The organism is Bacillus sp. AFS018417, from assembly GCF_002560985.1.
Lineage (GTDB): Bacteria > Bacillota > Bacilli > Bacillales > Bacillaceae_G > Bacillus_A > Bacillus_A rhizoplanae.
The window spans coordinates 119,278-146,019 of sequence record NZ_NTTM01000012.1 but is presented as its reverse complement, the minus strand read 5'-3'; the positions used below and the strand labels follow the sequence as shown (position 1 = coordinate 146,019).

Below are 26,742 nucleotides of genomic sequence, written 5' to 3'. Positions count from 1 at the left end.
GGAGCAATTTCACCTGTTTTTACATAATAAAATTCATTTAAAACAATGTACCCATTGCTAGCTCTGTTTTGTTTGTCCCGATCAGTATACTGTGTGTCTTCTTCTTTTTTAGCTGCCTCTTGCTTGTCTACCTGCTTTACATTTTCAACATTTGCATCACCCTTTAAATCCTTCTCTTTATGAGCAGTCTCATCAGCATTTACTAATGAGATTGCGGAAAGAGTTACTACAGCAGCAATCCCGAGTGCAGACCAGCCATATGATTTTTTTTGGAATTTCTTAATCATAAAAATCCTCCTCTTTAAAATTTTCTTATTTCTACTTAAATTCGCCAAACTGGGCACTGGATAATAATGTGAGAAGCGTTCTAAAAGACTAATAATAGTATGGCCATATGCGATTTGTTCGCCTTCCCCTAAAGACTTAAGGGCAAGTGCATCACAAGCGAGTTCTTGATCTTCTCGCATACAGAAGTAGGCATACCAAAGAATCGGATTGAACCAATTTAAAATTAGTAAACTATACATAAGCCAGTTGAAACCAACGTCTCTTCGTTTGATGTGGGCTAATTCGTGATGAAAAATATGACGGAGTTGTTGCTCATGAAGTTGATTGATATGTACACTTGACAGTAATAATCTAGGTCGGAAAAATCCCAAAACGGTCGGACTTACTATTTTCCCAGCTAAAAGTAGTGGTATACCCCGCTGCACAGACATGCATTTCTTACAGTTCTCGAAAATTTTATTAACCTTTTCATCTGTAATCGCAAGTTGTTTTTGTATATAGTGGTGTAATCGTCTATTTATAAAATAAGTTGTGAAACTTAATACGATAACACCTGTTAACCAAATGTATAAAGAGATCGTATAAAAAGAAATTGGCTTATCCTTTTTCTTCTCACTATGAATTGCGTCTCCCTGACTTTCCTTAGTTGTTTGTGACTTCTGAAAAGCGTTACGCTCTTCTACTGCCACTTCCTTTGAGTCAGACATATCCATTGTTTCTTGAGTGCGTTTATTTTCAGAGGAAACAACAGAGTGATTTTGAACTGAAAACGCTGTTTCATAACTATATGAAAGAACTGAATAAATACTATAGGAACTCTCTGGTGACCATGGTAGTAGTAGTCTTACAATCAACACCATCCATAGTAGATAATTCCACCTTGGAGTTAGCTTGTTTCTCAGTAAAACTTTGACACATAAGATAACTACCACTAATATACTTGCCATCATCGACGTTTCTATTACCCAGTCAAAAAAGCGTGGTAGGTAGATGTTTATAAACATATCTATCATTTTTACCTATCCTTCCTAGGATTCTCTTATCCAAAATACATTTATCCAAATAAAAATCTATATAAGCCGATTACTTATATTCCCTATACTCATCATTCTTTTCTTCTCTCAGCTTCACTTTTATCATCAAGAATACGTTTTAATTCATTAATTTCCTCTTGGGACAATTTTTCTTCCTTTAAGAAATTCACAAGTAATGGCTTCAACGCCGCACCATAGAAACGTTTAAGAAAAGATTTTGTTTCCACTTGCAAGTAGTAATCTTGAGAAACTAATGGATGATAAGTATACATTTTTCCAGTTTCTTGATGAGCAGAAATTGCTTCTTTTTGCACTAATCTGTTAATTAATGTTCGAATTGTTTTTGGACTCCAATCCATTTCCCCTTCAAGATTTTTAATAATTTCATTAGCTGTTTGAGGTGCTTTTGACCAAAGAACCTTCATTATTTCCAACTCAGCTTCGGATATTTTAGGTATTTTTTTCATATTTTACACCTTCTCCTTCTTGATATTACACTTGTAATCTTATAGATTATATTACAAACGTAGTCCAGTATTGTCAACCATATTTTGGCATAAAACGCATTCAATTCTCACTTTATAGTGACAGCTACTTAATTTATATAAGATTTTCGCGATATACACTATTCTTTCTTCAACTTAGGAATAGGCTCTAAGGCACCATAGTTGATTGACCTTCCTCTCCCAGCCATGAAAACATTTTCATCCTCTGTGGCGCAGCGCTTGCGCTTCACCGATCGCTAACAGGCAGTTATCTGCAAAAAACAACGTAATTTTTGTATTGATTTAATGGCTCTACAAGAGGTAAAATTTGTAAAACAAAGATCATTAGGAGGAAGGTAGAGTGGTAAATGAAATAAAGAGTTACCTTGACTATCCAATGGTAAAAATTCCTGGGGGAGAAATAGAATTAAGAGACGATAGAATAAAAAGCAAATGGAAAGCTGAAATAAGACCGTTTCTTCTTGCCCGGTATCCTGTAACTAGGGATTTATACTATGCTATTACAAATAAATCACCTAATTCTTTTGACGGAGATCTAAAACCGGTTGTGAATATTTCTTGGAATGATGCAATTTCTTTTTGTAATTTACTTTCACAGAAAGCTGGATTGAAAGAGTGCTATTCTATAAGTAATGATGGTGAAAACATAATTTGTGATTGGGAATCAGACGGTTATCGGCTTCCTTCAGAAGCAGAGTGGCAATATGCATGTAAAGCAGGGACTACTGGTTATAGATACGGAGAGCTTAATAAAATTGCCTGGTATAATGAGAATTCAGGAGGCAAAATCCATGAAGTAGGAAGAAAGGAACCGAATGCATGGGGTCTGTATGATATGTTAGGGAATGTTTGGGAGTGGTGTTGGGATTTATATGATGAACAAGTGTACGGATCCTACCGAATTTTTCGAGGAGGTAGCTGGGCTGAAGAGGACAGGGGTTGCGGGGCTTCGTGTCGTCGTCGTAGCCATCCGTCATTTTGCATAGACGACCTAGGATTCCGTCTTGCCCAGTCTTTTTAACTTCTACAAACAAGCCAACTTTTCAGGTTTTACAGTTCAACTAACGGAACGCTAATTTTAACATCTAAAAAAGCCATTGGAATTAGTAAACATAATTCCAATGGCTTTTTCACTTTACTACGTTACAGAGTAAACTCATGAAAAATTATGATTAACTACGTTTTTGTCTCTTATTTGATGAAGGAACTTTCATGGAACCTGTTTCTTGCGTAGTCGTTCCTTGACCTTCGACTTGTGAAGAACCAAGGCCCGCTCTGGAAGGATCCTGTTTCGTTTTTCGACCCACTTTGCTCACCTCCAACGTTACTTTTTGCTTAGATGTTAGAAACTATGCAGGACAAAGTAAAAAACTCCCTTCCCTTTTAATAAACCACTTTTTATTAGTTTCAAACAGGAAAGTCATAAACGCTGGTTGTATATATAAAGTAATTAATCCCTTAAAAATTTGAAATCCACTGAAACCGGAGGAATTTTTAATGAAACATCCAGCATTACAAGCGTATGACTATCACGTATGGGCAAACAAAAGGTTATTTGAACACTTAAAAACATTACCAGCGGACGTTTGGTCTACAGAAGTACAAAGTGTATTTCCCTCTATTTCACAAACATTTGTGCATATGTATATCACTGATACAATCTGGCTACATACTTTATCCGGTAAACCTTTTGATGAAGTAAAGGCATCAGCAATACATCTTTCAGAAAAAATAAAAGGAACCAGCATGGAAGAAATGGAGCAGTTATTTTTGAATTCCTCTGAAGACTATCAAGCATTCTTTGCTCGTCAAGAAAACTTAGATAAAACCGTTTCTCCTAAACACCCTCAGTTTGGGCAACTGGAAACGAATGTTTTTGAATTGATACAGCATGTTGTGAATCATGGAACATATCATCGCGGAAATATAACAGCTATGTTAAGGCAGTTAGGTTATACAGGAACTTCAACTGATTATATTTTTTATTTGTACGCAATGAGTGGATCAAAGAAATAATATTCATTTTTAACTTTTCATAAGTAGAAATATTATAAGAGGATATTTTAACGAATATGTCTAAAACACGAAAAAAGGAAATATGCATCATAAATATCTCCTTAAAGATTCACATAATGTGAGGAGGAATAAACATGGACTCTAAACAGAAAGACTATAATGTTGAATATCAATGTCCTAAAGGAGTTGTGTATTACAGAAAAGTGCAAGCGAGTGATATAGAAGAAGCAAAACAACAAATATTAGCTCAACAACCCGACATGAAAATTAGAGCTGTTAATCTTATTGATTCTAAATAAACAAAAATAGCTAGAGTTCAGGTAGATAACTGCTATGAGCTCTAGCTATTTTTTGCTCCGTTCACATAATTGATGTTAGCGAAAGTTTATAATATTATTTTTGAACTTGCTTTATAAACGCAGATACGTTTCCTAAACAACAAGAACCTTGAGGATTATTTACCTCGCATCCACAACGGTTTGCTTTAATATGCATCGATATCTCTTGTACCGCTTGGCTTTTTCCGGTTTGTTTTATTTCTTCACGAATACGCGCTCGTGTCCAATTAAAACAGTAACAAGCAGGCACGTCTTCCTCTATATCTTTTTGAAAAACAGGAACTTTAAGATCGTTTTTAATAAATACTTGCTGTTCTTCATTAAAGTACACTACATTACATTCTTGCTCTGAACAAAAATAGTATGTTTTATCTGACTCCAATCGAGCCAAGGCATTAGCATTCAGCAAGCTTTTTAATGTAATCAGTTTGACTTGTTTTCCTTTCGTTTTGGATAAAGGACAAACAACATCGTTAGTTGCATTTTTCGAAGCACCGCAGCAGTCTCCCATTTTACATGGAACCTCCTTTTACAAAAATTTCACCACCAAACCAAAGTGTATATTCGTATCTATCAGGTATGATACTTTAGGAAACCTTTGGACAAGTAAGTGATTTTCCATTGTCTTTGGATGTGATACTAAGCATGTATGGTACAGCGACATGTGACCAAGCTTCAGGTGTTGGGGAATTTGATATATATTCTGGCGCACACGAATGCAGCATCGGAGTATCGATGCTACCACCTGGATCCATTGAAACTACTGCCATTTCTTTTGGTAATTCTAATGCCATTGATTGAGTCAAACCCTCAATAGCAAACTTGGAAGCACAGTACGGTGCAAGTTTAGCTTCGCCAGACCTTCCCCAACTAGAGCTAATGTTGATAATGACACCTCGTTTATTATGAATCATAGCTGGAACGAACGACCGTATCACATTGACTACACCATTCACATTGATATTCATAACATTTGCAAATTCTTCCGAAGAAATAGTCCAAAGCGTTGCATTTTTATTAACGATAGAAGCATTATTAATAAGTAAATCTGGTGCACCATATCGCTGAAGAATATATTCTCCCCAAGCTCTAACAGCCTTATCGTCCGAAACATCAACGGATTGAAAATCATGTTTGTCGTCAAATTGACTCCTAATTTGTTCTATCTTGCTTTGAGAACGGCCACATCCAACAATCAACCAACCTAGTTCAGAAAAACGGTCAATTAATGACCGACCTAAACCTTGCGTTACTCCAGTGATTACCACAAGCTTTTTATTATTTTCTCTACTCAATTAGTTTCTCTCTCCCTTCTAACATTTTGATTCTTAAATTCATTTTACATTTTTTCAATTATAGATACTTGCTACATATTGACTAAATTCCCTCCAACTTTAGTAGTAATTTAAATATTGGCATCAACTGACTTAATAAACTAAACAAAAAGAGATGCTCTAAAGATATAAGCATCTCTTTTCATCTCAAACATATTTAAACCAAAGACTTCGTCTCCCGCAATACTTCAATAAAATACTCCCAGTTATTCAAAACAGAAGGAATACTTACATGCTCATCTGGCGTATGAACATGAAACATATCTGGTCCAAGTGAAATCGCATCTAGTCCTGGAATTTTCTCCATAAATACCCCGCACTCAATTCCTGCATGAACCGCAAAGATCTCTGCATCTGTACCATACTTTTCTTTATGCACTTTTTCAAATAAACTGCGAATTGAAGAATTTGGATTATATGGCCACTCTGGGTACTCAGATTCTTTTTCAAACTGAGCTCCTACTAATTCTGCAATATGCTTAATTTCATTTACAATATGTTGTTTTAAGCTTTTTACAGAACTTCTTACTTCGTTTCTTAATTTAATTTCATTATGTAACGTTTCAACAACACCTAAGTTTGTAGAACTTTCCACTAGTCCTTTTATATCCATACTCATACTTTGAATACCATTAGGGATTAAAAATAATGAAGAAATAAGCTGTTTTTGCGTTTTTTGTGCGAATACCTTCTCAACTGTTTCTTCTAATTTCGTAAGTGAAACATACACATCTGGGTCTACAGCACGTAGTTCTTCTTGCAAAATGCCTGTCCACTCTTCCACTTTTCCCTCTACTTTTTGCGCATCACTTGCATAAAGTAAAATCGTCGCTGCACTTTCGCGCGGAATCGCATTCATTTTTAATCCGCCATGAACTTCATTTATAAAAAATGAAACTTCATTCGATAAATCATGAAGGACTCTACCTAAAATTTTATTTGCATTTCCTCTTTCTTTATCAATTTCCATACCAGAATGTCCACCTTTTAATCCTCCAACAAAAAGACGATACGGTAATACGTTATCTGGAATTTCTTCCCAAACAACAGGGATTGTTTCAACTGCTTTTGCACCGCCCGCACTACTTACTAACAATTTATGATCTTCTTCTGAATCAAGGTTAATAAAGATTTTACCGCTAAAATGCTTAGGATCAACCGCAAAAGCGCCGCCCATCGTTGTTTCTTCTTCTGTCGTAATGACTACTTCAAGAGCAGGATGCGGAATATCTGTTGCATCTAATAAAGCTAAAGCATATGCAACAGCAATCCCATTATCTGCCCCTAACGTTGTATGATTCGCATACAGCATATCCTCGACAATTCGTAATTGAATTGGATCTTTCTCAAAATCATGAACAGTCGATTGATTCTTCTCACATACCATATCCATGTGACCTTGAATAATAATTGTTGGCACATTCTCATATCCAGGTGTTGCCGGTTTTTTCATAATGACATTTAACGCATTGTCCTGCACAACTTCTAAATTTCTATCTTGTGCAAACTTTACTAAATAATCACTAATCTCTTTCTCGTTACCAGATCCTCTTGGAATATTTGAAATTTCTGCAAAATGATGGAATACAGGATGCTTTATTAATTCTTCTAAATTCGTATACATATGCTTCGCCTCTTTCTACTCATAGTAAAATAAAATTCTTATTTTGCCTGCTTCTTCTTACTTTGAAACAATAAACAGTTCTATATAAGTATTGTACCACTTTCAATTGATATATCATCTATTTTCATTACTTGAATACTTCCACATAAAATTGTGCACCGTATAATCTATATGATGAAAAAATGGAGTAGATGCTATGCCTAAAATTATATCAGTTGGAATTTGTCCACCTTCTCACATAATCAATCAAAAAACAATCGTCCACTTTGCAAAAGATTTATTTGGAGATGCTTTTAAAGATATAAAACGTTTATTACAAGTATTTGAAAACGGACAAATAGAAAAACGCCATATCGCAAAAGAGCTATCTTGGTTTGAAAATGATCATACATTTGAGGAAAAAAATAATGCGTATATAGAGTGCTCCATTAAACTCGGTGCTCAAGCAATCGAAAACTGCGTAACCAATAAAACGTTTTTGAAGCAAAATATGAAACTAGAAGAGATTGAAGCAATGTTTTATATTTCTTCTACAGGACTCGCAACCCCAACTATCGATGCGAGAATTATGAATGTCTTACCTTTTTCTTCACATACGAAACGGATTCCTCTTTGGGGACTTGGGTGTGCAGGCGGAGCAGCAGGGTTAGCAAGAGCTTTTGAATATTGCAAAGCTTTTCCAAAAGCAAAAGTCCTTGTTCTTGCTGTTGAATTATGCAGTCTCACATTTCAGCGCAATGATTTGTCCAAAAGCAACTTAATTGGAACATCTCTTTTTGCTGACGGTGCAGCATGTGTTTTAATAGCAGGTGATGAAGTGGATATTTCAGCTATGTCTTCTCTTTCTATTCTTCCTTCTTATATTGATTCACAATCTACTCTTATGAAAGATAGTGAAGATGTAATGGGATGGGACGTAAGAAATGAAGGATTGTACGTTATCTTTTCCAAAGATATCCCAAGTATTATTAGTACATGGTTTCATCCGAACGTAAAAGAATTTTTAATGAAAAATCATACTCAGCTTAGTGATCTTTCTCATTTCATTGTACATCCTGGCGGAAAAAAAGTACTAGAAGCTTATGAATATGCGCTAGGAATAGACGCACGGAAAATGCAGATTTCTTTTGATATACTACGTGAATATGGAAATATGTCGTCTGCTACTGTATTGTATGTGTTACAAAAATATGTACAGACTGTTAACAAAAGCGATGAACTGGGGTTAATTGGAGCACTTGGACCGGGTTTTAGTTCAGAGTTAGTTCTTCTACGCTGGGAGAATATTCAATGATTTTTTTTATTATTTTCAGTCTGATTGTAATGCAACGCCTCATAGAGTTAGCAATTGCAAAACGAAATGAAAGATATATGAAAGAAAAAGGAGCACTAGAGTTCGGAAAAGCGCATTATAAATATATTGTATTTCTTCACGCTTTCTTTCTCATTTCAATTTTTTTAGAGGTTACAATCTTTCATCGTCAACTTTCACCTATTTGGTACATACTTCTTACTTTTTTGCTTTTAGCTCAATTCCTTCGCGTTTGGACGATTGTTTCTCTCGGTTCGTATTGGAACACCAAGATTATTATTTTACCAAACGCTTCTGTAACAACAAAAGGTCCTTATAAATTTATCCGGCACCCCAACTATATGATTGTAATCTTGGAAATTTTACTTATTCCACTTTTATTTCAAGCATATATCACTGCTGTTGTTTTTAGTTTCCTCAACTTAGCTGTTCTATCAATCCGAATTCGTGAAGAAGAGAAAGCACTAATAGAAATAACAAATTACAAAGAAGCGTTTCAGCATATTTCACGATTTCGCCCATAAAGAAAGAGGATGTGTCTACACACCCTCTTTCTTTTTTCCTTGCGTATATATAAATCACCAACTTCTATTGCATGTCCATATTAGAGTGATATATGCTTCGGAATTTCTCCTTCTGGCACTTCTCCATCCATGCTCAAATAATAATGTCGAATCGGTTGTAAATTATCATCTAATTCATACACAAGCGGAATGCTTGTAGGGATATTTAACGTTACAACTCCATCATCAGATAAGTGATCTAAATATTTTACAAGTGAACGAATTGTATTACCGTGCGAGGAAATAATTACTTTCTCACCACTTTTTAATACTGGCGCAATTTCTTCATACCAATACTTAAGCACTCGTTTTTCTGTATCTTCTAGACACTCTGTAAGAGGAAATTCTCCTTCTTTGAGATATTTATATCTGGGATCTGAAACTTCATAACGCGGATCATTTTCCGTAAGTGCTGGCGGTCTTACATTTGTACTTCTGCGCCATATATTTACTTGTTCTTCCCCATATTTTTTAGTCGTTTCATCCTTATTTAAACCTTGCAGTGCACCGTAATGCCTTTCATTTAAATGCCATGTTTTATAAATAGGTACCCAAGCGAGATCCATCTCATGAAGAATAATCCATAACGTTCTAATTGCTCGTTTTAACACGGAAGTGTATGCCACATCAAACGTATAATCATTCGCCTTTAAAATTTGTGCTGCTTCTCTTGCTTCCTGTAATCCTTTTGCAGACATATCAACGTCCATCCATCCAGTAAACCTATTTTCCAAATTCCATACACTTTGACCGTGACGAAGAAGTACAAGCTTAATCATGACGATTTTCCTCCTAACAATAACAATTTTTAAACTTACAATTGTAATCATGCTGTTTCTTTTCATTACTCCTATAAGGCACTACTCTCACACCGTTATTTTTATTGTTTTACATAATAGCAATGTAAGTGCTATCTTAGTTTCAATTTAGATAATTCGGTGTCAGAAAGATTGCGATGCTTGTAATTCATTAGTTGAACCTCACCTGTTAGTATGTCCTGAACTTTTTATGCACATAAAAAACATGAGTCCTTTATTCAATTTTGTTAAAAATACCGAAAGGTGTTATCGAGATTTTAGATTACTGACTTCCGATAGAATGTTCCACATTATATGACGTAATAGAAAATGATAGATANNTATCTATCATTTTCTATTACTACATATAACCTCATTTACTACTACAACAATAGGAGATTTTACTACAACATGTTGTAGGTATTGATTTAAAATAAAGTTTGATTAAAAGTCCTGTATGATATGCAGGACTTTTTTGTTCCGCAATCGGGCCAGATTGTTTAGTAAAGGAATCTTCAATAATATATATTTTGAACGATCTTAGAATTAGTTATGGTAATCTAATAGTAACTTTGTTAAAAAAGGGGAAATTATCCAGTGAAAAAATTATATTTAATTTTAGGGCTAATTGGTACTGTTTTTCCGTATTATTTTTTTATTCAGTTCCTCAGGGATAATGGACTTGATTTAGGTTTATTAATAGAATTATTATTTACTAACACGATATCAGCCTTTTTTGCAGTTGATTTTTTAATCTCATGTGTTGTTTTCTTGATATTTATGTTCAATGAATCACGAAAGTATAACATTAAAGAAAAATGGATTTGTCTTTTATCTCTGTTTACAGTTGGGTTATCTTTAGCTCTACCTTTATTTTTGTTTTTTAGACATTCTTATATTAATAGTAAAGATAAAGTATAAATTAGAAAATAAGCATGTTCCAGCTAAAATAAGTAAAATGCTTATTCAAGTATCGGGCGCGATTGTGAAACAACATAGGTAGAAAGGATTAAACTTTTTTATAAAAACCAAACCTAAATCTGCTAGAGAATAATCTATTTTGATCAATCTTTTTTCAAAATGGATTCTTTTTATTTATCGTAAAATTTGGGATTGCGAGGTATTTTTGATCAAATTTTATTTCAAAGCTACAAATTGAGTAAGCAAAAAATCCCGCTTTCAAGCGAATCTTTGTGTCAATTGATGGTCTATTATGTTGTGATTTGTGTTGTCAAAAGTTGTGTGATTTCTAATTTTGTACTCCAAAAGAGAACCCGTTATGTAAAACATCGGCTTTTTATTTGACTAAAAATCAACAATGAAATTTAACAGAGCCGAAAACAAAAAAAGCCACTTTCTGTTAGAGAGTGACTTTGTATGAGTACGATTACTACATGTTACAGGGCTAGTATGTAAGTAATTACTTAAATGCATATTGCCTTATTTACTGGAAGAAGAACCCTCGTTCTACTATTTTCTAATCAGTCTCGTTAAAGCCATCCCAAGAAATCCAACACCCATTCCTATCAGCCATCCAATTTGGGAACTTCCTAACAAAGATCCCACTCCTCCACCAAGAAACATGCAGCCTACGAATACTAATCCTCCAACGCCCCATTTCTGCCGATCCATAATTCAATCACACCCTTTCAATAAAACATATGCTATTAGCTAACTAACCTTTCCTGAATATGATATGTTAATTATTTTGCTAAAGGTGGTATAGTTGTTTGGCTTAGGATCAGCAATGGTCAGGGAATTCAAAAGATGGAGATTGACGGCTTTGAAGGGATTGTAGGAGGTGAATTTAACTTTTAAGTATCATAACTTAAGAGTTGTGGAACAAATTCTTCTTCAACTAACCAGCTAATAGAAGCTTGGTGATTTTCCACAATCGGGCGCTATTGTGGAAGATTAAAGATAGAAAACAATCAAACTTTTTTATAAAAACGAAACTTAAATCTGCTAGAAAAGAATCCATTTTAATCAATCTTTTTTTAATGGATTCTTTTTATTTATCGTAATGTATGGGTTTATAAGGTGTTTTTTCTCACACTTTATTTCAGATCAACAGTAGGTCATCTTTAACAAAAGCACCCATTTGTTAAAGAAAGACTTGCTAAAAGATTAATTTAAAATAACTAAGAGTTGGTACTATACAATTTGAATTATACATGCTTTCAAGCTCTGATTTTGTTACCCATTTAATATCGCTCACTTCATCTTTTTGAAGTATGGTTTCTGTAATTTCAAAGCTTTGGTTAAAAAGCCATACATCATAAAAGTCATTGTAAACATCCCTACGTTCGCTCTTTATCAGTTTTCCATTAGAACGAGACAAGTTAATTCCGATTTCTTCTTTCACCTCTCGTACAGCACCATCGAGACTATTTTCGCCTGCTAATATAGAGCCACCTGAACATTCCCATAGATTAGGATGAGGTTTATCAGGATGTCTTTTCGTTAGAAGAATGTCATCTTTTTTATTCCTTATCCAGACATGGACAACTATATGATAATCACCAACCGCTAACGGAGTACCACGTACATGTGTTTTATTTGTTTTATTTCTATTTTTATCGTAGATATCCCAAACCTCCATAAATGCCCTCCTAAATTCAGTGGTTCAATTAAATATCGTGGAAAAACTCTACAATCTTTTGTAAAATCCTTCTTGCACTAACCTGCCCCGTTAGTTGAAGAAGCTTAGAAATGATACAGAGAAAAGAATATAACTTTTTTTACTTGTTGTGGTAAAAGATGAGGTCATTTAGAGGTCTTATGAAAACTCCCGCCACTTATCTCCTTCGGATCTTGAAGTGGGGGTTTCTCGTGTATCACCTTCAAAAAGATGCTTAACACGAGTNNGAACCATTCACATCTGCGTTTAGTAGAAGATTTTTTTTCGTACGATACAAGCCACGCGTGATACGTTTTCCACTGAATGCAGGAATGTCTTCCTCACCGTAAGTGGAGATTACATCATTGTCTAGAAAGGATGCCTTGCTTGTATACGATTCTTCCACGACTTGTACAGGAATACCTTTTCGTTTTGCTTTATAGGTAATCATTTCAATGAATAGATTGTGTGGGATATGGCAAAAGGATTGATTCTGTCGTTTTCCCATCTCACTGTTTTTTTTCCATGATGTATTTTTCCCAATCACAATTATAGAAATCTCTTGTTGAACTGCGAAATTGACAATGTGATAACTCATTTTGTGAAAGAGATCCTTTATTTTGAGCAATCTTTTTTCATGAAGCCTCTCTAAACGCTTTGATGTGTGTGGTCCTTCTTTTGGTTCTTTTCCATGACAAAGAATCCACAGTAAATGAGCCTTTTGTTTGTTGTAGTATTGACTGATGCTTTTGATGACATTGCCCTTTACTAACACAGGAGTGGCCCCTGTATTCGTTGTGATAGTTGCAATGTTATTAATCCCTAAATCAATACTCATGTAGCGATGGTTCTCTACATGATCATGTGCTGACTCAGATTTTTCTGTCACAATTTCTACTTTAAACTTTCCGTAAGCAGAAGAAACGCGTACCTCTTTCAGATTTTCGATATGCCCAAACAATTTGCCGATATTTAATTTTATGCTTGTTTTTGGAAAACGAATGTACTTCTCTTGGAGTTTACATACTTGATTCGTGAATACAATTTCTTTCGTAGATGATTTGATATATTTGGGAATGCGAGGTCTGACCGTAAAAGTGGAAGGATATTTCTTGTATGCCTTGATGGATGCAAAGAATGATTTCCAGTTTTGATATAGCTTCTTCATAACCGCTTGATTCACTTGTGATGGTAGGTTTATATAGTCTTGTTGCTTCATTGTTTTAAACAAACAATCTAGAAAATTATAGGATAGGAAGGATTTCTCTTTTGTAGGGAATGTAAACAAACTACATTTGATTTCTTTCCGTTTTTCTAAAGGTTCTTCTTTTTGTTTTTGCACGCGTTTTTGATACGCATGAAGTTGATTTTCATTCATGGTTTCAATGTACATTTGTAATGTATGGAGGACTTCTTGTTGAAGTGGCTGTAATGGTTCACTAGTACATAAGGCCGTATACACTTAGCGAATATAGAAGTTTGTTGTATTGTAGAGATTTTTTTCGTTTTGACACATTTCCATGAAGTAGGCGTACAATTTGTGACCTTTCTTAATCCAAATTTGATAGGTTGCATATTCTTTTTCTTTTGTCATGATTTTCACCTCCCTCTCTTCTTACCTTCATGATACTACAAAACAGCAAAAAAGAACATACATTCGTATTAGTGTCAAAAAATTTTTTACGAATACAATGGCAATTCATCCCCATCTTAAACTGGACTATGCCCTGCACGTTTTGAAGGTGGGGTTTTCTTGCCCATTTTTCGATAAATAAAAAAAGATACACCACTAATAGTGAGTGATGTACCAATACTTATACAATGTGGAACATTCCATTTGGGTCATTAAAATTAAAGGCTAGATTATCGTTTTACAGAGTAAGGATACTCATGTTTCATGATTTATATAGCTTCAACTTATCTTCCGCGATTTTTCTGTCCCGGCTTTGCACTGCGTTTCTTCTTGCTTGGTTGACCGTAACGCGATTTTTCTGTTTTCGTTCCTTCTTTTCTATCACGACGTCCTGATTGTCCAAATTGTTTCTTCTCTTTAAACTGTTTCTTTTCTTTTGGTTTTTGTGATTTTATTTCTTTTTTCACAGATTCTTGCTCGTTAGGCTGCTCTAATACTTGTCGTTGTAATGATGCGTTAATTCCTTTTTCAATTTGTTGTAAATACACCTTATCTTTCGGCGCAACTAATGTAATCGCAAGTCCACTTCCGCCAGCACGACCTGTTCGACCGATACGGTGAATGTAACTTTCTACATCTTCTGGGATATCGTAGTTAAATACATGAGTAACACCTTCTACATCAAGTCCTCTTGCTGCTACATCTGTTGCGATTAAATATTGACTTTCAGCATCTCGAAAACGTTTCATGACACGTTCACGTTTTGCTTGTGATAAATCACCATGAAGTTCATCACAGTTATAACCGTATCCCTTTAACGCTTCGTACAGTTTTGTAACTCTGCGTTTCGTACGACAGAAAATAACTGCTAAAAATGGTTGATCCCGTTCCATTAATTGACGCAGCGTATCTTGTTTTGCTCTGTCTGTTGTTTCAACAACGCGCTGTTTAATATTATTTACTGTAACTTCTGCACTTTGAATTTTTATAATTTCAGGCTTTCGCATATAGCGCTTTGCAAGAGATTGAATTTGCTTAGCCATCGTTGCAGAAAACAACATTGTTTGTCTCTCTACAGGTGTTTGTTCAATAATTTCTTCTACCTCTGGTAAAAAACCAAAATGCAACATTTGATCCGCTTCATCTAAAACAAGCATAGATACATGCGATAACTCCATTGTCCCGCGGCGTAAATGGTCTAATAATCGTCCAGGTGTCGCTACAACAATATGTGTATTTCCTTTTAATTTCTTCATTTGCTGTGAAACATCTTGTCCACCATAAACAGCAAGCACATGAATATCCTTTACATGCACAATCATTTTTTGAATTTCATTTGTGATTTGCAGCGCTAATTCTCGTGTCGGAGCCACAATTAACGCTTGTACATGACTGGACTGTGGATTTATTTTTTCTATTATCGGCAAAATAAATGCTAATGTTTTTCCCGTTCCTGTTTTTGCTTGTCCAATAATATCTTTTCCTGCTAGAACTACTGGGATTGCTTTTTCTTGAATCGGAGTCGATTCTGCAATTCCGTTTTCTCTTAATGTATCATTTAACGTTGTGCTAATTCCTAATTCTAAAAAACCTTTCAAATCGATCACTTCTTTTCACTATTTTTCATATCAAATATTGATTGTACCATTTATTTAGCTAAATATGAAAAACAAAAACGCACTGTTATTGTATTTATTCAAGATAAGATTACATTTACTCTATTTTTAGTATGTAAAACAATCCCTCTCTTCAAAACGTGTTAACGTTTAAATGAGGGATTGCTGGCAATTGGATTATATTTTCGTTTACTTTTTTCTCATTTCTTTTTGTATGTTTCTTAATGCTTTTTTAGAGCCTCGATCTATATCATGTTGTAGCTTTCTCTCTTTATAACTTACAAACAACGTATTTAAATCATAGCCTTCTGGATACAACTCTGCTGCTTTCAATTCCAGAATAACGCGTTTACAATTCACCTCAATAAACTCTTCTTTGTATAGTACTACAATATTATTGAAACTATCTTTTTTCTTGTATACAATACCAAAATCATTGTGATCTAATAACTTTATTTTGTCTCCAACCTTATACTCATAAGTTTCTTTCGTTTTCACCACATTCACTTCAGGCTTCTTTATTTTATTTTCTTTTACTAGCTCTAAGCTATAATCTTTATTTTCCATATAACACTGTGCTCGCTCCAAAACATGTTCCCCTAAATTCATCTTTCTAGAAATCCAAAGTGCGTTACTATCTCCAGATTCTCCAATAATTAACTTATACATCGGCTCTAATGTTTCATTATTAAATTGCATAGCCGCATTCATGAAGTCACCATGAATTTCTGAGAATCGTTTAATTTCACCATAATGAGTCGTAGCAACTGTCATACATCCCATATGATAAAATTCTTCTAAAATGGCAATTGCAAGTGCGGCACCTTCATTCGGTTCTGTACCACTACCAATTTCATCAAATAATAACAATGTATTATTGTTAGATATTCTCATAATTTCTGAAATATTTTTCATATGTGAAGAAAAAGTACTTAAAGCATTTTCAATACTTTGATTATCACCTATATCTACAAAAATAGAATCAAAAAGGGCAATTTCAGTCTCTTTATCACCATGAATATGAAACCCTGACATTGTTGCTAAAGTTAATAATCCAATTGTTTTCAAGACAATTGTTTTCCCTCCAGCATTTGGTCCCGTAATGACTAAACTGCGGTATTCTTTTCCAATATCAAAATTTAATGGAACAATCTCACCTTGTAAAAGAGGATGTTTACATTCAACTAGTTTTATATATCCATGACTATTTAATTTCGGTGCTATACCATCAATACTCTTACTAAATTTAGCTTTCGCGAAAATCATATCATATTGACTTATAAGCTCAATATTAATTTTTATATCACTAACATTCTCAAAAATCATTCCTGATAAAGTCGCTAATATTTGATACTCTTCTATCGCCTCTTCCGCTTTTAAACTCGCTAACTCCCCGCTTAATTTTGAAATAATAGCAGGTTCCATAAATACTGTTGAACCTTTAGAAGAAACCTCTACAATTGTTCCTGCAACTTGATTTTTATAAGAAGCCTTAATAGGAACAGTGTATCGATCATCTTTTTTACTAATAAAGAATTCTTGAATATACTCCTTATTTGCACTACTTTTTAAAAATTTATTTAATCGCTCTCCAATCTTTCCTTCTGTTGTTTCAATTTGATTTCGAATTCGTTTTAATTCTTTGCTTGCAGCAGAATCAACGCTATTCCCTTTAATCGAAAAATGAATCTCCTCCTCAATATTTGTGAACTCTGCCATAGAATATGCGTAAGAACTTAAAACAGGCGCAAAAAATGCTTTACTTAACATAAACCCCTTAATTTTTCTACATCCTCTTAAAAAATCTGATATGTTAACTAATTCTGCCGGTTCCAAAATCATTCCTTTTTCAAGCTTTCCAATTATGTTCTCTATATTAGAAATCCCTACTAATGGAACGTGACTTTCTGTATTTAATATTGCTTTTGCTTCAGTCGTTTCATTTAATCGATTTTTAACTACTTTCACATTAGAGCTTGGTTGTAGCTTATCTAATAATTGTTTTCCTAATCCACTTACACAATATGATTTTACAATTTCCTTTAATTCGTTATACTGTAATTTTTCAAATGTCATTGTATTCATTTCTGTTCTCCTCACTATGATTTAATAATTGAATCATGTATGAAGATACCTAATAATAAAATTTCAATGAGTTTCTATAAAGTGAAAATAAAAAAAGCTACGGGGATACCGTAGCTTTACATACATTTACAAGACAAGTGTAAAAACAAGTATCTATCATTAAACAGACCTATTTCAAATAAAGGTCTAGGTCTTTAATAATAAATACCGCTACATGCTTTATAAAGTGTTGTAGGTATCTTCATAGGTAACTTAAATAAATCCATGACCAAATACAGGGTATAAATTGATATAAAAAATACCCTTCATCATTAGATTTATTTAATTAAATTTTTCCTATTTGGATACTACTCCACTCACAAAAAGCACCTCGTCTAATTTATTTTTTATTCTCATTGAAATCTAAATTATGGAATTATTATACTATATGTACAAAATCAAGTAAAGATACATAATATCACCTATAAAGCAAATCTGCTTCCATGAAGGTTCTCATTTCGAAAAACAATTTCCTTATTTTATTGTAAGTTGTACTTCAAACTCTATAATAGATTCCTCGTTTTCACCTATGCTTTCTACTGTAATTTTATCAATAGTGAATCGCATGGTATCTCGAAGTGGATGAAGATTTTTTATAACGTCAAAAGCTTGTTCTTTATCACCTTTTCTTCCTACAGTAACATGAGGAAGAAAAGGAATTTCTTTGTGAAGAAACGGTTGCAGAAAGTCTGTATACAACTTATTATGCAACTCAATTATATCTTCTTTTCCTTCCTCTATAAGTAAAAATAAATACTCTTCTGAATAAGTTACAACTGGATTTAACGTAATATGAAAAGAATTCATGTTGCCTACAATTGTTTCTATATGTTTTTTTAAACACTCATTTGGAACTTCACTCACAAAAGGAAATACTAGCGTAATATGAGGTGAAATCAAACCAAATAAAGGGTCATGTTTCCTTCTTATCGCTTCAATTTCTTCTAAATCATTATTACTCAAGAAAAGTAAAATTGTTCTCTCCATCGTAATTACCCTTTCTTCCTAAAAAGAGCTGTCCAAAGAAATGATTCTCCAAATACTTCATTAGGTTGCCTAATTTCTTTCATTTTGCGCAGTTCAATGATCTCAAAATCTTGAAAAATATCGCGTAGTTTTTCTTCTGAATATGCAATTCCTCCCTGCAAACTCCACCCTCGATATACATCCCAATCTGATATTTCCGAACCATTTTTTTCATCTAATTCTCCCGTGGCAAAGCATGTTAAACCGAAAAATCCGTTTGGCTTTAATGCTCGCTTCACTAACTCGACATAATGGATTCTCCGGTGAGGTGGGATATGATGTAAACAGCCAGAATCATATACGAAATCATATTGGTTCTCGACCTGTAAATCAAAGATAGACTTACAGATAAAACGCACTGATGCCCCTTGCTCAGCCGCTCTTTCTTCTCCCCATTTAATCCCTTCTTCTGATAAATCAACTGCATCTACTTCACAGCCCGTTTTTGCTAAATACAAAGCATTTCGACCAGGACCGCAGCCTAATTCCAACACTTTTCCTTTATGAATCATATTTCTATCAAAATAGCAAACTAAATTTTCATCCGGCACATTAACAAAGAAAGGTACTTCTTTATCGCGATCGGAATAGAAATTATTCCAAAATGGTTTAGGGGATCTTAATAGAGAATCTAACATAGTAACAATATCATCCATAGTATGTAAAGTTTCATTTCTCATAATCGAATTTCACCTCTTACAAATTATGCTTATAAGATAATTATACCAAATCCCATTCGAATTTACCGTCTATTCGGAATTATCCCAAATAATTTGAAACTACTATTAATTAAACAAATTTATATTTTATTAACTTTTAATAGCTGAGTTTTTGGGGTATAAAAACACCCCTTTAGAAAATCAAATCTAAAGGGGTAAAGCATTGCAAATTTATCTCACTGTTCGCGGGCAGTAAAACTCCCACCTCAAGATTATAAAAAAATCCTACTTTTCCGTAGAAAGGTTACTTTCCATTGTAATCAAGATTTCTTTAAGTTATCACTGCTTAATTAATAAATAAGTTGCCTTAGTATCGAAATTAAACATCCAGCTTAAAGGTAACACCTATTTGAGAAGCTTGCTGTCCTCCTTTAAATCCCCAATTATCAAGAGATGGTTCGTGTAGCGTTATAATTATGGCACTCTTGTCGATTTTCAATATATTTGACACTTGTTCTGTTATTTCTTTTAGCAATTTAGCTTTTGTTTCTTTCTTGCGTCCCGGCAAGATTAGAAGCTCAATAAAGACCTTTTCTTCTTCCCATCCATCGGGCATAAACCAATCACTTTCATCTATTTCAAAAAACTTTACAGGTCCATCATTAGCAGGCACTTTAAAAACATCTTTAAGTATCTCTCTTACAGTAAAAGCAATCAATTTTTTATCTATTCCATTTCTTTTTTTTAAATAGATTTTTACTAATGGCATAAAGACACTCCCTACATTTCTTTTATTGTGTAACATATGTATGAATAATTCGTTTGTAGTAACAAAATATCCTTGGTATGTTTTTCCTTCATCTTGATTTTCATCTTTGTATACTTTATTCATATGAAGTTAACATACTATTATCGGTAGCGAGCAAACTGTAACCCCTTCCCACATTTAGGTTTGTTTACTTTCTTTTTTCTTTTAATTGTAATTATAATTATTATTATGGTACGTGAAATTACTAACTATTATCTCCATCCCAAATTAAACAAGCGAGCATTGATATACCAATGCTCGCTTGTTTAATTCTTAAATTTCTCTTTCGCTGCACGCATCTTCACTTGTAAATCATAATCGACAGCGTTACGAATATTACGTTCTACTGCTTCCATTTCTTTTTGGAATCCTTTTAGATAAACAGTAAGCTCTTCTTCTTTCTCAGAACGCTGCGCTGATGGAATTTGTGCAATGAGTGACAACATATCTACTAAGTCTTTCATTAAGAAAGTCTCAAGTTTATGTTGCTGTTCAAACATACGATTTTCTTGATAAAACGGAATAGCATGTAAAACAGAGATTGTCACATCATCAATACTTCTTTGCAATGATGGATTCACTGAACGTTTGTACATTTCAATATGTTTTAATGCGTCTGGATAACGATCATAAAAGTATAACTTGTAAAACGAGAAATCTTTCGGTTTCGATAATTGTTGTGATTCCTGTTTCAAAAATTCTTTTACTTTCATCGTTGTCATTTCCATATCTTCACTTGTAATTTGCTTTGTTGTTTTTACATTGTAATGTAGTTTTTTCTGCTTTTCCCTCGGCAACATTGAAAAAACCTGCTGCTTTGTGCGTTGATTAGCTGTGCAAAAAAGAATTGTAAATGCTTTTTGGCTACTGCTTCCTTCTGTACGAATCCAGCGGTAAAACAACGGATTCTGTGTAAATTCTCGTAAGAATGGTACTGTGCTGTGTGATAAGCGTGCTATTGAGTCTGTCGCTCGTTTATACGGCTTTGTCCATGATAAATAAAACTTTCTTCCAAAGTAAACAAGTAAAATTACTGCAGTAAGTCCTAACAAAAGAACAATACCTATCAGTGTCAAAATAAATTGAAAGAAATCCATGATTTCACCTCCTCTATTGCAGCTTATTTAGTTGGACGTTGAATGAGCTTCTTTTTCATTTCATCATTGAACGAATCTAGTTCTTTTACAAACATTTTACTTGATTCGATAATTCGCTCTGATGATTTTTCAGACGCTTCAATCGCTGCAAAGACGTTTTGGAATGATTCACGAAGTTTCTCCATGCTGATTGCTGGATTTTCTAATAATTTTGTCGTTTCTTCTGTATTTTGTTTCAACGCTTGTGAGTTACTTAATACCATAGATTCAATTGCTTCGTTTGTTGCATTCACTGCGTCAATTGTTTTCCTTTGGTTCGTTAATGCCAATTGAATAGCGGCAGATACGGTTACAACGTTTTGTGTCATTGTGATTGCATTTCGAATCGCTTCTGTTAATTTTTCATTGTTCTTCTTAATAATATCAACAGAGGCAATAGATTGCAGTAAGACACTCTTTGCTTGCTGCATGTTACGCGTACGTACAAGAATTTTTTCTAGCGCATCATTAATTAACGGAACATCTTTATATCTCTCTGGATTTTGTTTCTCCACTTCCAACATATCCGCAAGTTTCTTACCTAAATATACTTGTTTATCAAGCGCATAAATCTTTGCTTGAGACTGTTCTTTTAACATTTCTAAACCAACACTATCTTCTTTTAAATTATCACGACCAACTAATAGTGACTTTATAATTTCTTCGATTTGTTTATCAATGGATTGATATTTGTGAACATACGTTTCCATTGGATTTTTCTTAAATACTTTAAACATAATTCGTTTCATACCAGTTGCTTGTAATGAATTCGGATCTAATTCCGATACAACTTTACGTAAATCAAGCAACGTGTTAGGAATATCCTCATTTTTCCCATTCATCATTGCTGTTACTGGACGTTTTAATGCCGTTAATGTTTGTCCTGCATCGCGTTGTTCTTTATCTCCTAAATCAGCCAGTTGTGACAATACTTTTGAAAGATCTGCATTATGCTCACTATTTAACTTTTGTACATACAAATCTGCCTCTTTATTTAGTGCAACTAATTCATCCTCTTTAATTACTGTATCTACGATTACCTCCATATTATTTTGTGAATCTACTGATAAGGTTTCTTTCTTTTGCAATTCCGTCAACAAAATCGCTCCTTTATATGCATACACTTATAATTATGGTTAGGGTACCATATCTCTAAACAATTTATATTACATTCATTCCCTGTTTTATATTATAAGTATACCTTTTGTATTTTTGATTGTCCTCAGACCTAAGGCTGAGAAACATCCATTCTTAAGTCGGATTCTTTAGTTTAGAGGCTAACACTTCCTCTTGTATATTCTTTTCAGCTATTTTTCCGCATTACATAGGCACCCATCTTAAAAGGCAATAACACTGTTTCAAAGTTCTCCGCTTCTTCGACTAACTCAAAAAACTTCTGTAATTCTTCCGCATGCGAAGTCGCATTATCGATGACGATGATTCCTTTAGGCATTAAAATACGTTTTAAATCTTCCCACCACCACATATATTGTGTTCGTTCTGCATCTAAAAAAATAAAATCATACGACTTGTCTATCTGTTCTGATAAAAATGCCCCAGCTTCTTGATTATGGATATGAATATAGTTTGTGAGGTTTGCTTTTTGGAAGTTTTCAATTGCTTGTGCAACTCGTTTCGATGAGAGTTCAACTGTTGTGACAGTTCCTCTTGTTTCCTCTGCGGCATTGGCAAGCCATAACGTAGAAAATCCATTCGACGTTCCAATTTCTAGAATATATTTCGCTTCACACATTTTCACCAAAATAGATAAAAACTGCCCCATCTCTTTAGACACGTTGCGCAGCTTTTCTTCCCTCGTTTCTTTTGTACAATCATGTTCTAATCCGAATACTTCAAGGTTTTGCAGTAACTTTTCTACTTCTATTCTCATACATAATCCCCCTTATATTTGCTGCACATGGATGATACTGAAAATGAAATGTAGGTCTACTTACAATTATATGCCATTAGAAAGGCTTTTTCCTGTATGAAGGCGAACTATTATTATATTAAATACAAGATAGACAAAAGGTGATCCAATTTCAGTAATTAGATCACCCTTTACTCGTCACTCATATAGAAACAAGTATCCGACATTAATCTCTCATACGTTTCCTAACATCTGCTGCCACCTTAGTAGGATCATCAATTTCAAAAGCAACATACTTGTATTTTTCATGACCCTCTAATTCGATCATTACGAGAGGTACTCTATTTTCATAGGAAAGAAAATACCATTCATCTGCATATTTAAAACTTCCTTCAAAGATATTAAGAGAAGAAACAGATGTTCCAGGCATCCGAAGCATCCATTGCGGAGCATCAAAATAATCAACATATACACTTTTAATAGTATGAAATGGCATTTTTAAGGATAGTTTCAACGCAAAAAAACCAGTTACTCCATTCAACTTCAAAACTACACCTTCATCATCAAAGTGTACTTCTCTTCCCATGTTCTCCCTCCTAACTTTTTCATACCGGTTCTACCTCCCAAATTATACCATGTCTATTCCAAGAATGTTCAAAGATACTGTCAGAATCCAAACTTAAATCGATTCTCTAAACTGCATATCTGAAACCATTTTCGTACATACATTCATACTTTTGAACGATATAAACAGCAAAGAAAAAACATATTATACTAGTGAACTACCCTCCACCTACGCTTTGCTTAGAGTAGGAGCTTCTAAGGTAATCATACCTAATGATACGAAATTTACTTAGCTACCGAGCCTGTTCCATGCTCTGTATATGATTATACTAACAATCGTAATCCTTCACGTTTGATATTGATAGCAGCATTCCAATCCCTGTCTGCCACAAAACCACAATCACAGTGGAATGTGCGTTCAGAAAGAGGAAGAGACTCCTTTACTTGACCACAACATGAACAAGTTTTGGATGACGGAAACCACTTATCTATTTTGATAAGCTTTTTCCCTTGCTCCTCTAACTTGTATTGAAGAAATATCGTGAACATGCCCCATGCGTTATCAGCAACGCTTTTGCCAAAATGAAGGGCTTGTGACATTCCTTTCATGTTGAGATCTTCGATAACCACGCAATCATACAATTTCGCTAATTTTTGCGATTCCTTATGTAGAAAGTCTTTTCGTTGATTTGCAATTTTCTCATGTATCTTCGCTACTTTCACACGCTGTTTGTGCCAACGATTAGAACCTTTCTTTCTGCGTGATAAAACACGCTGTTCCTTTGCTAACTTTTTCAAGGCTTGTCGATAAAATCGAGGGTAATTGGCTGTCTTACCTTCTTCACTATCGACAAATAAGCCGTTCATAGAAAAATCTAAGCCAACAACAGCTTGTATTTCTTTTTGTATAGGTTGATGTTCATATTCAGTGAGAATAGAAATGTAATATTTCCCTGTTTTTGTTCGAGAAATCGTACAAGACTTGATGATATGATGGGAGGGGATGTTTCGATGTTGTTTCATTTTCACTAGTTTCAATTTTGGTAATTTGATATAGCCATCCAAAAGTATAATGTTTCCATTGACCACATTGGTTGTATAGGATTGTCTCGCTTTACGAGTTTTGAACTTCGGAAATTCAGCACGACCAGAAAAGAAGTTTTTATATGCTTTTTGCAAATTAAGCCCTGCGTTTGCCAATGCAAGGCTATCTACTTCTTTGAGCCATGCAAACTCCTTTTTGTACTTGGCAGGAGTAGGGAATTTTTGCTTCTTTAAGGTTTCTTTGTCGTCTTTGAATTGCTCATATGTTTCGTTTCGTTCAACCAACATTTTGTTGTAGACGAAACGAACACAACCAAAGGTTTTTGCGAAAAGTTGCTCTTGTTCTTGTGTTGGATACAGACGGAACTTGTACGCTTTGTTTGCCATATCGAATCACCTCATTTCATACCTTGATTTTCTATATACTTCTTTATCACTTCAATGGGCGAACCACCCGTTATAAGTAAGCAAATATCTCTTGACCAAAAATACTCTTTCCAAAGTTCTCTTTTATAAACATTAATAAACTTTGAAATTTCAGTATTCGTATGTATCTCAAACAAAATATGTACATGGTCAAAATCGTGATTCCATTCGACTAAGGAAATATTGTAATTTTCACCCAATCGAACAAGCACATCTTCCGTATAGTTAGATATGATACCATCAATCAATTTTCTACGATATTTCACAATCAAAACAAGATGATAATACAACCGGAACACTGAATGATTAATCTAATTTCATTAATATAACAAGCCTTTCATTTATCTAACACTGATTATATCGCAACGCAAAAAAAAGGAAACAACTTATAAGGAGTGATCTATTATGTCACTTAGCAATATATTAAAAAAAGAGATTCTTAGCTGGGAAGGTGTGACTGAAAAGCCACATCGATACGGCGGGGTTGAATTTAATTATAAAAATAAAGAATTAGGTCATGTTCATGGAGACACATTAGCTGATTTGCCATTTCCAAAATCAATAAGAGATGAGATATTAAAACAAGGTTTAGCTCAACCACATCATATTTTACCTAATTCTGGTTGGATTAGTTATCACATGAAAAGTGAAGATGACCTTCCTTTGCTCATTCATCTTTTTCGTTTACAATACGATAGATTCGTAAAAAAATTAGATAACAACCAAATGTAAAAATATAAAAGGTATATTAGCTCCAACTAATATACCTTTTATACTAAATCCATATATCATCTATTCTTCCCTGCTAATTATGAGGCGGAATACATCTTCTTCTTGATCAAATTCCCCTGCTTCAACAAAACCAAAACTTTTATATAATTGACGAGCAGCATGGTTTTCTTTATGAACTGTTAAGCGAATTTCTTTGCACTGTTTATATTGCTTTATAATCCAATTCACCATCTCACATAGCGCCGCTCGACCGTATCCTTTACCTTGATGTTTCTCATCAATGATAAAGCTATTGATCCAATACATATCATTAGTATTCTCTACATAAGCATGCATCACAAAACCAATCATTCCCCGCTCTTCTTCATAAATTGTAAAGGGCAGATAATTCACATTATCACCATCTGGTTTAATATACACCTTAGCCAGTGATACTGCTACAGTAGGTACAAAATGATTTTGAACATCTTTTACTTTTAATTTTAGAGCCTCTTGCCAATTCTCTCTCGTCACTGCTCCCAATTGCACTTTCATCTTATTCCTCCACCTTTAATTTAGTCCTACATTTCTCTACTGTTTAAAATTCTCCTTCTTTTTTCAAATGTACTATATGTACCCTATCAGCTAAAACAAATTATTTAACAATAATTTTACATATATTTCCAAACAAAC

General features: G+C 34.0%; 29 protein-coding genes and 1 pseudogene. 7 read left to right on the top strand and 23 right to left on the bottom strand.

Annotation, left to right across the window (positions count from 1 at the left end; translation table 11 throughout):
- Positions 1–269: 269 nt before the first annotated feature.
- Both CN326_RS25545 and CN326_RS06555 read right to left on the bottom strand, forming a co-directional pair.
- Positions 270–1,301, bottom strand: a pseudogene (locus CN326_RS25545) (M56 family metallopeptidase); the annotation flags it as partial.
- Between the two features lie 92 nt (positions 1,302–1,393).
- Positions 1,394–1,789 (bottom strand): BlaI/MecI/CopY family transcriptional regulator, encoded by a 396-nt coding sequence (locus CN326_RS06555; RefSeq protein WP_098307423.1) that lies wholly within the window; start codon positions 1,787–1,789, stop codon positions 1,394–1,396.
- 415 nt (positions 1,790–2,204) lie between these two features.
- Between CN326_RS06555 and CN326_RS06550 the strand changes: the two genes are divergently transcribed.
- Positions 2,205–2,849, top strand: coding sequence for a formylglycine-generating enzyme family protein (locus CN326_RS06550; RefSeq protein ID WP_176524545.1), 645 nt, complete (start codon positions 2,205–2,207; stop codon positions 2,847–2,849).
- Between the two features lie 151 nt (positions 2,850–3,000).
- Here CN326_RS06550 and CN326_RS06545 read toward each other — a convergent pair whose 3' ends face one another.
- On the bottom strand, positions 3,001–3,135 hold the full coding sequence (locus tag CN326_RS06545; RefSeq protein WP_098307419.1) for a YuzL family protein: 135 nt from the start codon (positions 3,133–3,135) through the stop codon (positions 3,001–3,003).
- 190 nt (positions 3,136–3,325) lie between these two features.
- On the opposite strand from CN326_RS06545, the gene CN326_RS06540 reads away from it, so the two are divergent.
- Both CN326_RS06540 and CN326_RS24545 read left to right on the top strand, forming a co-directional pair.
- Positions 3,326–3,844, top strand: coding sequence for a DinB family protein (locus CN326_RS06540; RefSeq protein ID WP_098307417.1), 519 nt, complete (start codon positions 3,326–3,328; stop codon positions 3,842–3,844).
- 134 nt (positions 3,845–3,978) lie between these two features.
- On the top strand, positions 3,979–4,143 hold the full coding sequence (locus CN326_RS24545; RefSeq protein WP_176524541.1) for a hypothetical protein: 165 nt from the start codon (positions 3,979–3,981) through the stop codon (positions 4,141–4,143).
- Positions 4,144–4,237: 94 nt separating this feature from the next.
- Here CN326_RS24545 and CN326_RS06535 read toward each other — a convergent pair whose 3' ends face one another.
- From CN326_RS06535 to CN326_RS06525, 3 genes are all read right to left on the bottom strand, one after another.
- On the bottom strand, positions 4,238–4,693 hold the full coding sequence (locus tag CN326_RS06535; protein ID WP_098307415.1) for a putative iron-sulfur cluster-binding metallochaperone: 456 nt from the start codon (positions 4,691–4,693) through the stop codon (positions 4,238–4,240).
- 76 nt (positions 4,694–4,769) lie between these two features.
- Complete coding sequence (locus CN326_RS06530; RefSeq protein WP_098307413.1) at positions 4,770–5,477, bottom strand: SDR family oxidoreductase; 708 nt, start codon at positions 5,475–5,477, stop codon at positions 4,770–4,772.
- Between the two features lie 196 nt (positions 5,478–5,673).
- Positions 5,674–7,140: an aminoacyl-histidine dipeptidase gene (locus CN326_RS06525; protein ID WP_098307411.1), complete on the bottom strand. Its 1,467-nt coding sequence runs from the start codon at positions 7,138–7,140 to the stop codon at positions 5,674–5,676.
- A 196-nt stretch (positions 7,141–7,336) separates the two neighbouring features.
- On the opposite strand from CN326_RS06525, the gene CN326_RS06520 reads away from it, so the two are divergent.
- Both CN326_RS06520 and CN326_RS06515 read left to right on the top strand, forming a co-directional pair.
- On the top strand, positions 7,337–8,434 hold the full coding sequence (locus tag CN326_RS06520; protein WP_098307409.1) for a type III polyketide synthase: 1,098 nt from the start codon (positions 7,337–7,339) through the stop codon (positions 8,432–8,434).
- Positions 8,431–8,976, top strand: coding sequence for an isoprenylcysteine carboxyl methyltransferase family protein (locus tag CN326_RS06515; RefSeq protein ID WP_098307406.1), 546 nt, complete (start codon positions 8,431–8,433; stop codon positions 8,974–8,976). The genes CN326_RS06520 and CN326_RS06515 overlap by 4 nt, the downstream gene beginning before the upstream one ends.
- Positions 8,977–9,056: 80 nt before the next feature.
- Here the strand turns inward: CN326_RS06515 and gpmA are convergent, their stop codons facing one another.
- A complete protein-coding gene (gpmA, locus tag CN326_RS06510; RefSeq protein WP_098307404.1) occupies positions 9,057–9,794 on the bottom strand; it encodes a 2,3-diphosphoglycerate-dependent phosphoglycerate mutase in 738 nt (245 codons plus the stop codon).
- 615 nt (positions 9,795–10,409) lie between these two features.
- Here gpmA and CN326_RS06505 point away from each other — a divergent pair.
- Positions 10,410–10,733 (top strand): DUF2834 domain-containing protein, encoded by a 324-nt coding sequence (locus CN326_RS06505; RefSeq protein ID WP_098307402.1) that lies wholly within the window; start codon positions 10,410–10,412, stop codon positions 10,731–10,733.
- 549 nt (positions 10,734–11,282) lie between these two features.
- On the opposite strand, the gene CN326_RS24540 is transcribed toward CN326_RS06505, so the two are convergent.
- From CN326_RS24540 to tnpA, 15 genes are all read right to left on the bottom strand, one after another.
- On the bottom strand, positions 11,283–11,444 hold the full coding sequence (locus CN326_RS24540) for a hypothetical protein (RefSeq protein WP_176524540.1): 162 nt from the start codon (positions 11,442–11,444) through the stop codon (positions 11,283–11,285).
- A gap of 487 nt (positions 11,445–11,931) precedes the next feature.
- Positions 11,932–12,414: an NUDIX hydrolase gene (locus tag CN326_RS06495; protein ID WP_098307400.1), complete on the bottom strand. Its 483-nt coding sequence runs from the start codon at positions 12,412–12,414 to the stop codon at positions 11,932–11,934.
- A gap of 253 nt (positions 12,415–12,667) precedes the next feature.
- Positions 12,668–13,810 (bottom strand): RNA-guided endonuclease InsQ/TnpB family protein, encoded by a 1,143-nt coding sequence (locus CN326_RS06490; RefSeq protein ID WP_176524539.1) that lies wholly within the window; start codon positions 13,808–13,810, stop codon positions 12,668–12,670.
- A gap of 84 nt (positions 13,811–13,894) precedes the next feature.
- Complete coding sequence (locus tag CN326_RS24985) at positions 13,895–14,026, bottom strand: hypothetical protein (RefSeq protein WP_255258104.1); 132 nt, start codon at positions 14,024–14,026, stop codon at positions 13,895–13,897.
- Between the two features lie 323 nt (positions 14,027–14,349).
- Positions 14,350–15,672, bottom strand: a complete 1,323-nt coding sequence (locus tag CN326_RS06485) for a DEAD/DEAH box helicase (RefSeq protein ID WP_141524983.1) — start codon at positions 15,670–15,672, stop codon at positions 14,350–14,352.
- Positions 15,673–15,870: 198 nt separating this feature from the next.
- A complete protein-coding gene (locus CN326_RS06480) occupies positions 15,871–17,766 on the bottom strand; it encodes an endonuclease MutS2 (RefSeq protein ID WP_098307394.1) in 1,896 nt (631 codons plus the stop codon).
- 513 nt (positions 17,767–18,279) lie between these two features.
- Entirely contained in the window at positions 18,280–18,792 is a 513-nt protein-coding gene (locus CN326_RS06475) for a 2'-5' RNA ligase family protein (protein ID WP_098307392.1), read from the bottom strand.
- A gap of 5 nt (positions 18,793–18,797) precedes the next feature.
- Positions 18,798–19,511, bottom strand: coding sequence for a class I SAM-dependent methyltransferase (locus CN326_RS06470; RefSeq protein WP_098307390.1), 714 nt, complete (start codon positions 19,509–19,511; stop codon positions 18,798–18,800).
- A 358-nt stretch (positions 19,512–19,869) separates the two neighbouring features.
- Positions 19,870–20,382 (bottom strand): tautomerase family protein, encoded by a 513-nt coding sequence (locus tag CN326_RS06465; RefSeq protein ID WP_098307388.1) that lies wholly within the window; start codon positions 20,380–20,382, stop codon positions 19,870–19,872.
- Positions 20,383–20,564: 182 nt separating this feature from the next.
- Complete coding sequence (locus CN326_RS06460; RefSeq protein WP_098307386.1) at positions 20,565–21,395, bottom strand: DUF3974 domain-containing protein; 831 nt, start codon at positions 21,393–21,395, stop codon at positions 20,565–20,567.
- 23 nt (positions 21,396–21,418) lie between these two features.
- On the bottom strand, positions 21,419–22,531 hold the full coding sequence (locus CN326_RS06455) for a toxic anion resistance protein (RefSeq protein WP_098307384.1): 1,113 nt from the start codon (positions 22,529–22,531) through the stop codon (positions 21,419–21,421).
- Between the two features lie 206 nt (positions 22,532–22,737).
- Complete coding sequence (locus tag CN326_RS06450; protein ID WP_098307382.1) at positions 22,738–23,325, bottom strand: O-methyltransferase; 588 nt, start codon at positions 23,323–23,325, stop codon at positions 22,738–22,740.
- A gap of 205 nt (positions 23,326–23,530) precedes the next feature.
- Positions 23,531–23,890, bottom strand: coding sequence for a hypothetical protein (locus CN326_RS06445; RefSeq protein WP_098307380.1), 360 nt, complete (start codon positions 23,888–23,890; stop codon positions 23,531–23,533).
- Between the two features lie 302 nt (positions 23,891–24,192).
- Positions 24,193–25,299, bottom strand: coding sequence for an RNA-guided endonuclease TnpB family protein (locus tag CN326_RS06440; RefSeq protein WP_098307378.1), 1,107 nt, complete (start codon positions 25,297–25,299; stop codon positions 24,193–24,195).
- 11 nt (positions 25,300–25,310) lie between these two features.
- The gene (tnpA, locus tag CN326_RS06435) at positions 25,311–25,649 is read right to left on the bottom strand and encodes an IS200/IS605 family transposase (RefSeq protein WP_141524985.1); all 339 of its coding nucleotides are present in this window, start codon (positions 25,647–25,649) and stop codon (positions 25,311–25,313) included.
- Positions 25,650–25,743: 94 nt separating this feature from the next.
- On the opposite strand from tnpA, the gene CN326_RS06430 reads away from it, so the two are divergent.
- On the top strand, positions 25,744–26,070 hold the full coding sequence (locus CN326_RS06430) for a luciferase domain-containing protein (protein WP_098307376.1): 327 nt from the start codon (positions 25,744–25,746) through the stop codon (positions 26,068–26,070).
- Between the two features lie 60 nt (positions 26,071–26,130).
- On the opposite strand, the gene CN326_RS06425 is transcribed toward CN326_RS06430, so the two are convergent.
- Positions 26,131–26,604: a GNAT family N-acetyltransferase gene (locus CN326_RS06425; protein ID WP_098307374.1), complete on the bottom strand. Its 474-nt coding sequence runs from the start codon at positions 26,602–26,604 to the stop codon at positions 26,131–26,133.
- Between the last annotated feature and the right edge of the window lie 138 nt (positions 26,605–26,742).

Coding starts and splice junctions, on each gene's coding strand:
- CN326_RS06515 (WP_098307406.1), top strand. CDS start 8,431: ATGATTTTTTTTATTATTTTCAGTCTGATTGTAATGCAACGCCTCATA.
- CN326_RS24540 (WP_176524540.1), bottom strand. CDS start 11,444: ATGGATCGGCAGAAATGGGGCGTTGGAGGATTAGTATTCGTAGGCTGC.
- CN326_RS06480 (WP_098307394.1), bottom strand. CDS start 17,766: ATGAATACAATGACATTTGAAAAATTACAGTATAACGAATTAAAGGAA.
- CN326_RS06470 (WP_098307390.1), bottom strand. CDS start 19,511: ATGAGAAATGAAACTTTACATACTATGGATGATATTGTTACTATGTTA.
- CN326_RS06540 (WP_098307417.1), top strand. CDS start 3,326: ATGAAACATCCAGCATTACAAGCGTATGACTATCACGTATGGGCAAAC.
- CN326_RS06450 (WP_098307382.1), bottom strand. CDS start 23,325: ATGAGAATAGAAGTAGAAAAGTTACTGCAAAACCTTGAAGTATTCGGA.
- CN326_RS06440 (WP_098307378.1), bottom strand. CDS start 25,299: ATGGCAAACAAAGCGTACAAGTTCCGTCTGTATCCAACACAAGAACAA.
- CN326_RS06535 (WP_098307415.1), bottom strand. CDS start 4,693: ATGGGAGACTGCTGCGGTGCTTCGAAAAATGCAACTAACGATGTTGTT.
- CN326_RS24545 (WP_176524541.1), top strand. CDS start 3,979: ATGGACTCTAAACAGAAAGACTATAATGTTGAATATCAATGTCCTAAA.
- CN326_RS06445 (WP_098307380.1), bottom strand. CDS start 23,890: ATGGGAAGAGAAGTACACTTTGATGATGAAGGTGTAGTTTTGAAGTTG.
- CN326_RS06475 (WP_098307392.1), bottom strand. CDS start 18,792: ATGGAGAGAACAATTTTACTTTTCTTGAGTAATAATGATTTAGAAGAA.
- CN326_RS06550 (WP_176524545.1), top strand. CDS start 2,205: ATGGTAAAAATTCCTGGGGGAGAAATAGAATTAAGAGACGATAGAATA.
- CN326_RS06525 (WP_098307411.1), bottom strand. CDS start 7,140: ATGTATACGAATTTAGAAGAATTAATAAAGCATCCTGTATTCCATCAT.
- CN326_RS06555 (WP_098307423.1), bottom strand. CDS start 1,789: ATGAAAAAAATACCTAAAATATCCGAAGCTGAGTTGGAAATAATGAAG.
- CN326_RS06520 (WP_098307409.1), top strand. CDS start 7,337: ATGCCTAAAATTATATCAGTTGGAATTTGTCCACCTTCTCACATAATC.
- CN326_RS06495 (WP_098307400.1), bottom strand. CDS start 12,414: ATGGAGGTTTGGGATATCTACGATAAAAATAGAAATAAAACAAATAAA.
- CN326_RS06465 (WP_098307388.1), bottom strand. CDS start 20,382: ATGAATAAAGTATACAAAGATGAAAATCAAGATGAAGGAAAAACATAC.
- CN326_RS06425 (WP_098307374.1), bottom strand. CDS start 26,604: ATGAAAGTGCAATTGGGAGCAGTGACGAGAGAGAATTGGCAAGAGGCT.
- CN326_RS24985 (WP_255258104.1), bottom strand. CDS start 14,026: ATGACAAAAGAAAAAGAATATGCAACCTATCAAATTTGGATTAAGAAA.
- CN326_RS06430 (WP_098307376.1), top strand. CDS start 25,744: ATGTCACTTAGCAATATATTAAAAAAAGAGATTCTTAGCTGGGAAGGT.
- gpmA (WP_098307404.1), bottom strand. CDS start 9,794: ATGATTAAGCTTGTACTTCTTCGTCACGGTCAAAGTGTATGGAATTTG.
- CN326_RS06460 (WP_098307386.1), bottom strand. CDS start 21,395: ATGGATTTCTTTCAATTTATTTTGACACTGATAGGTATTGTTCTTTTG.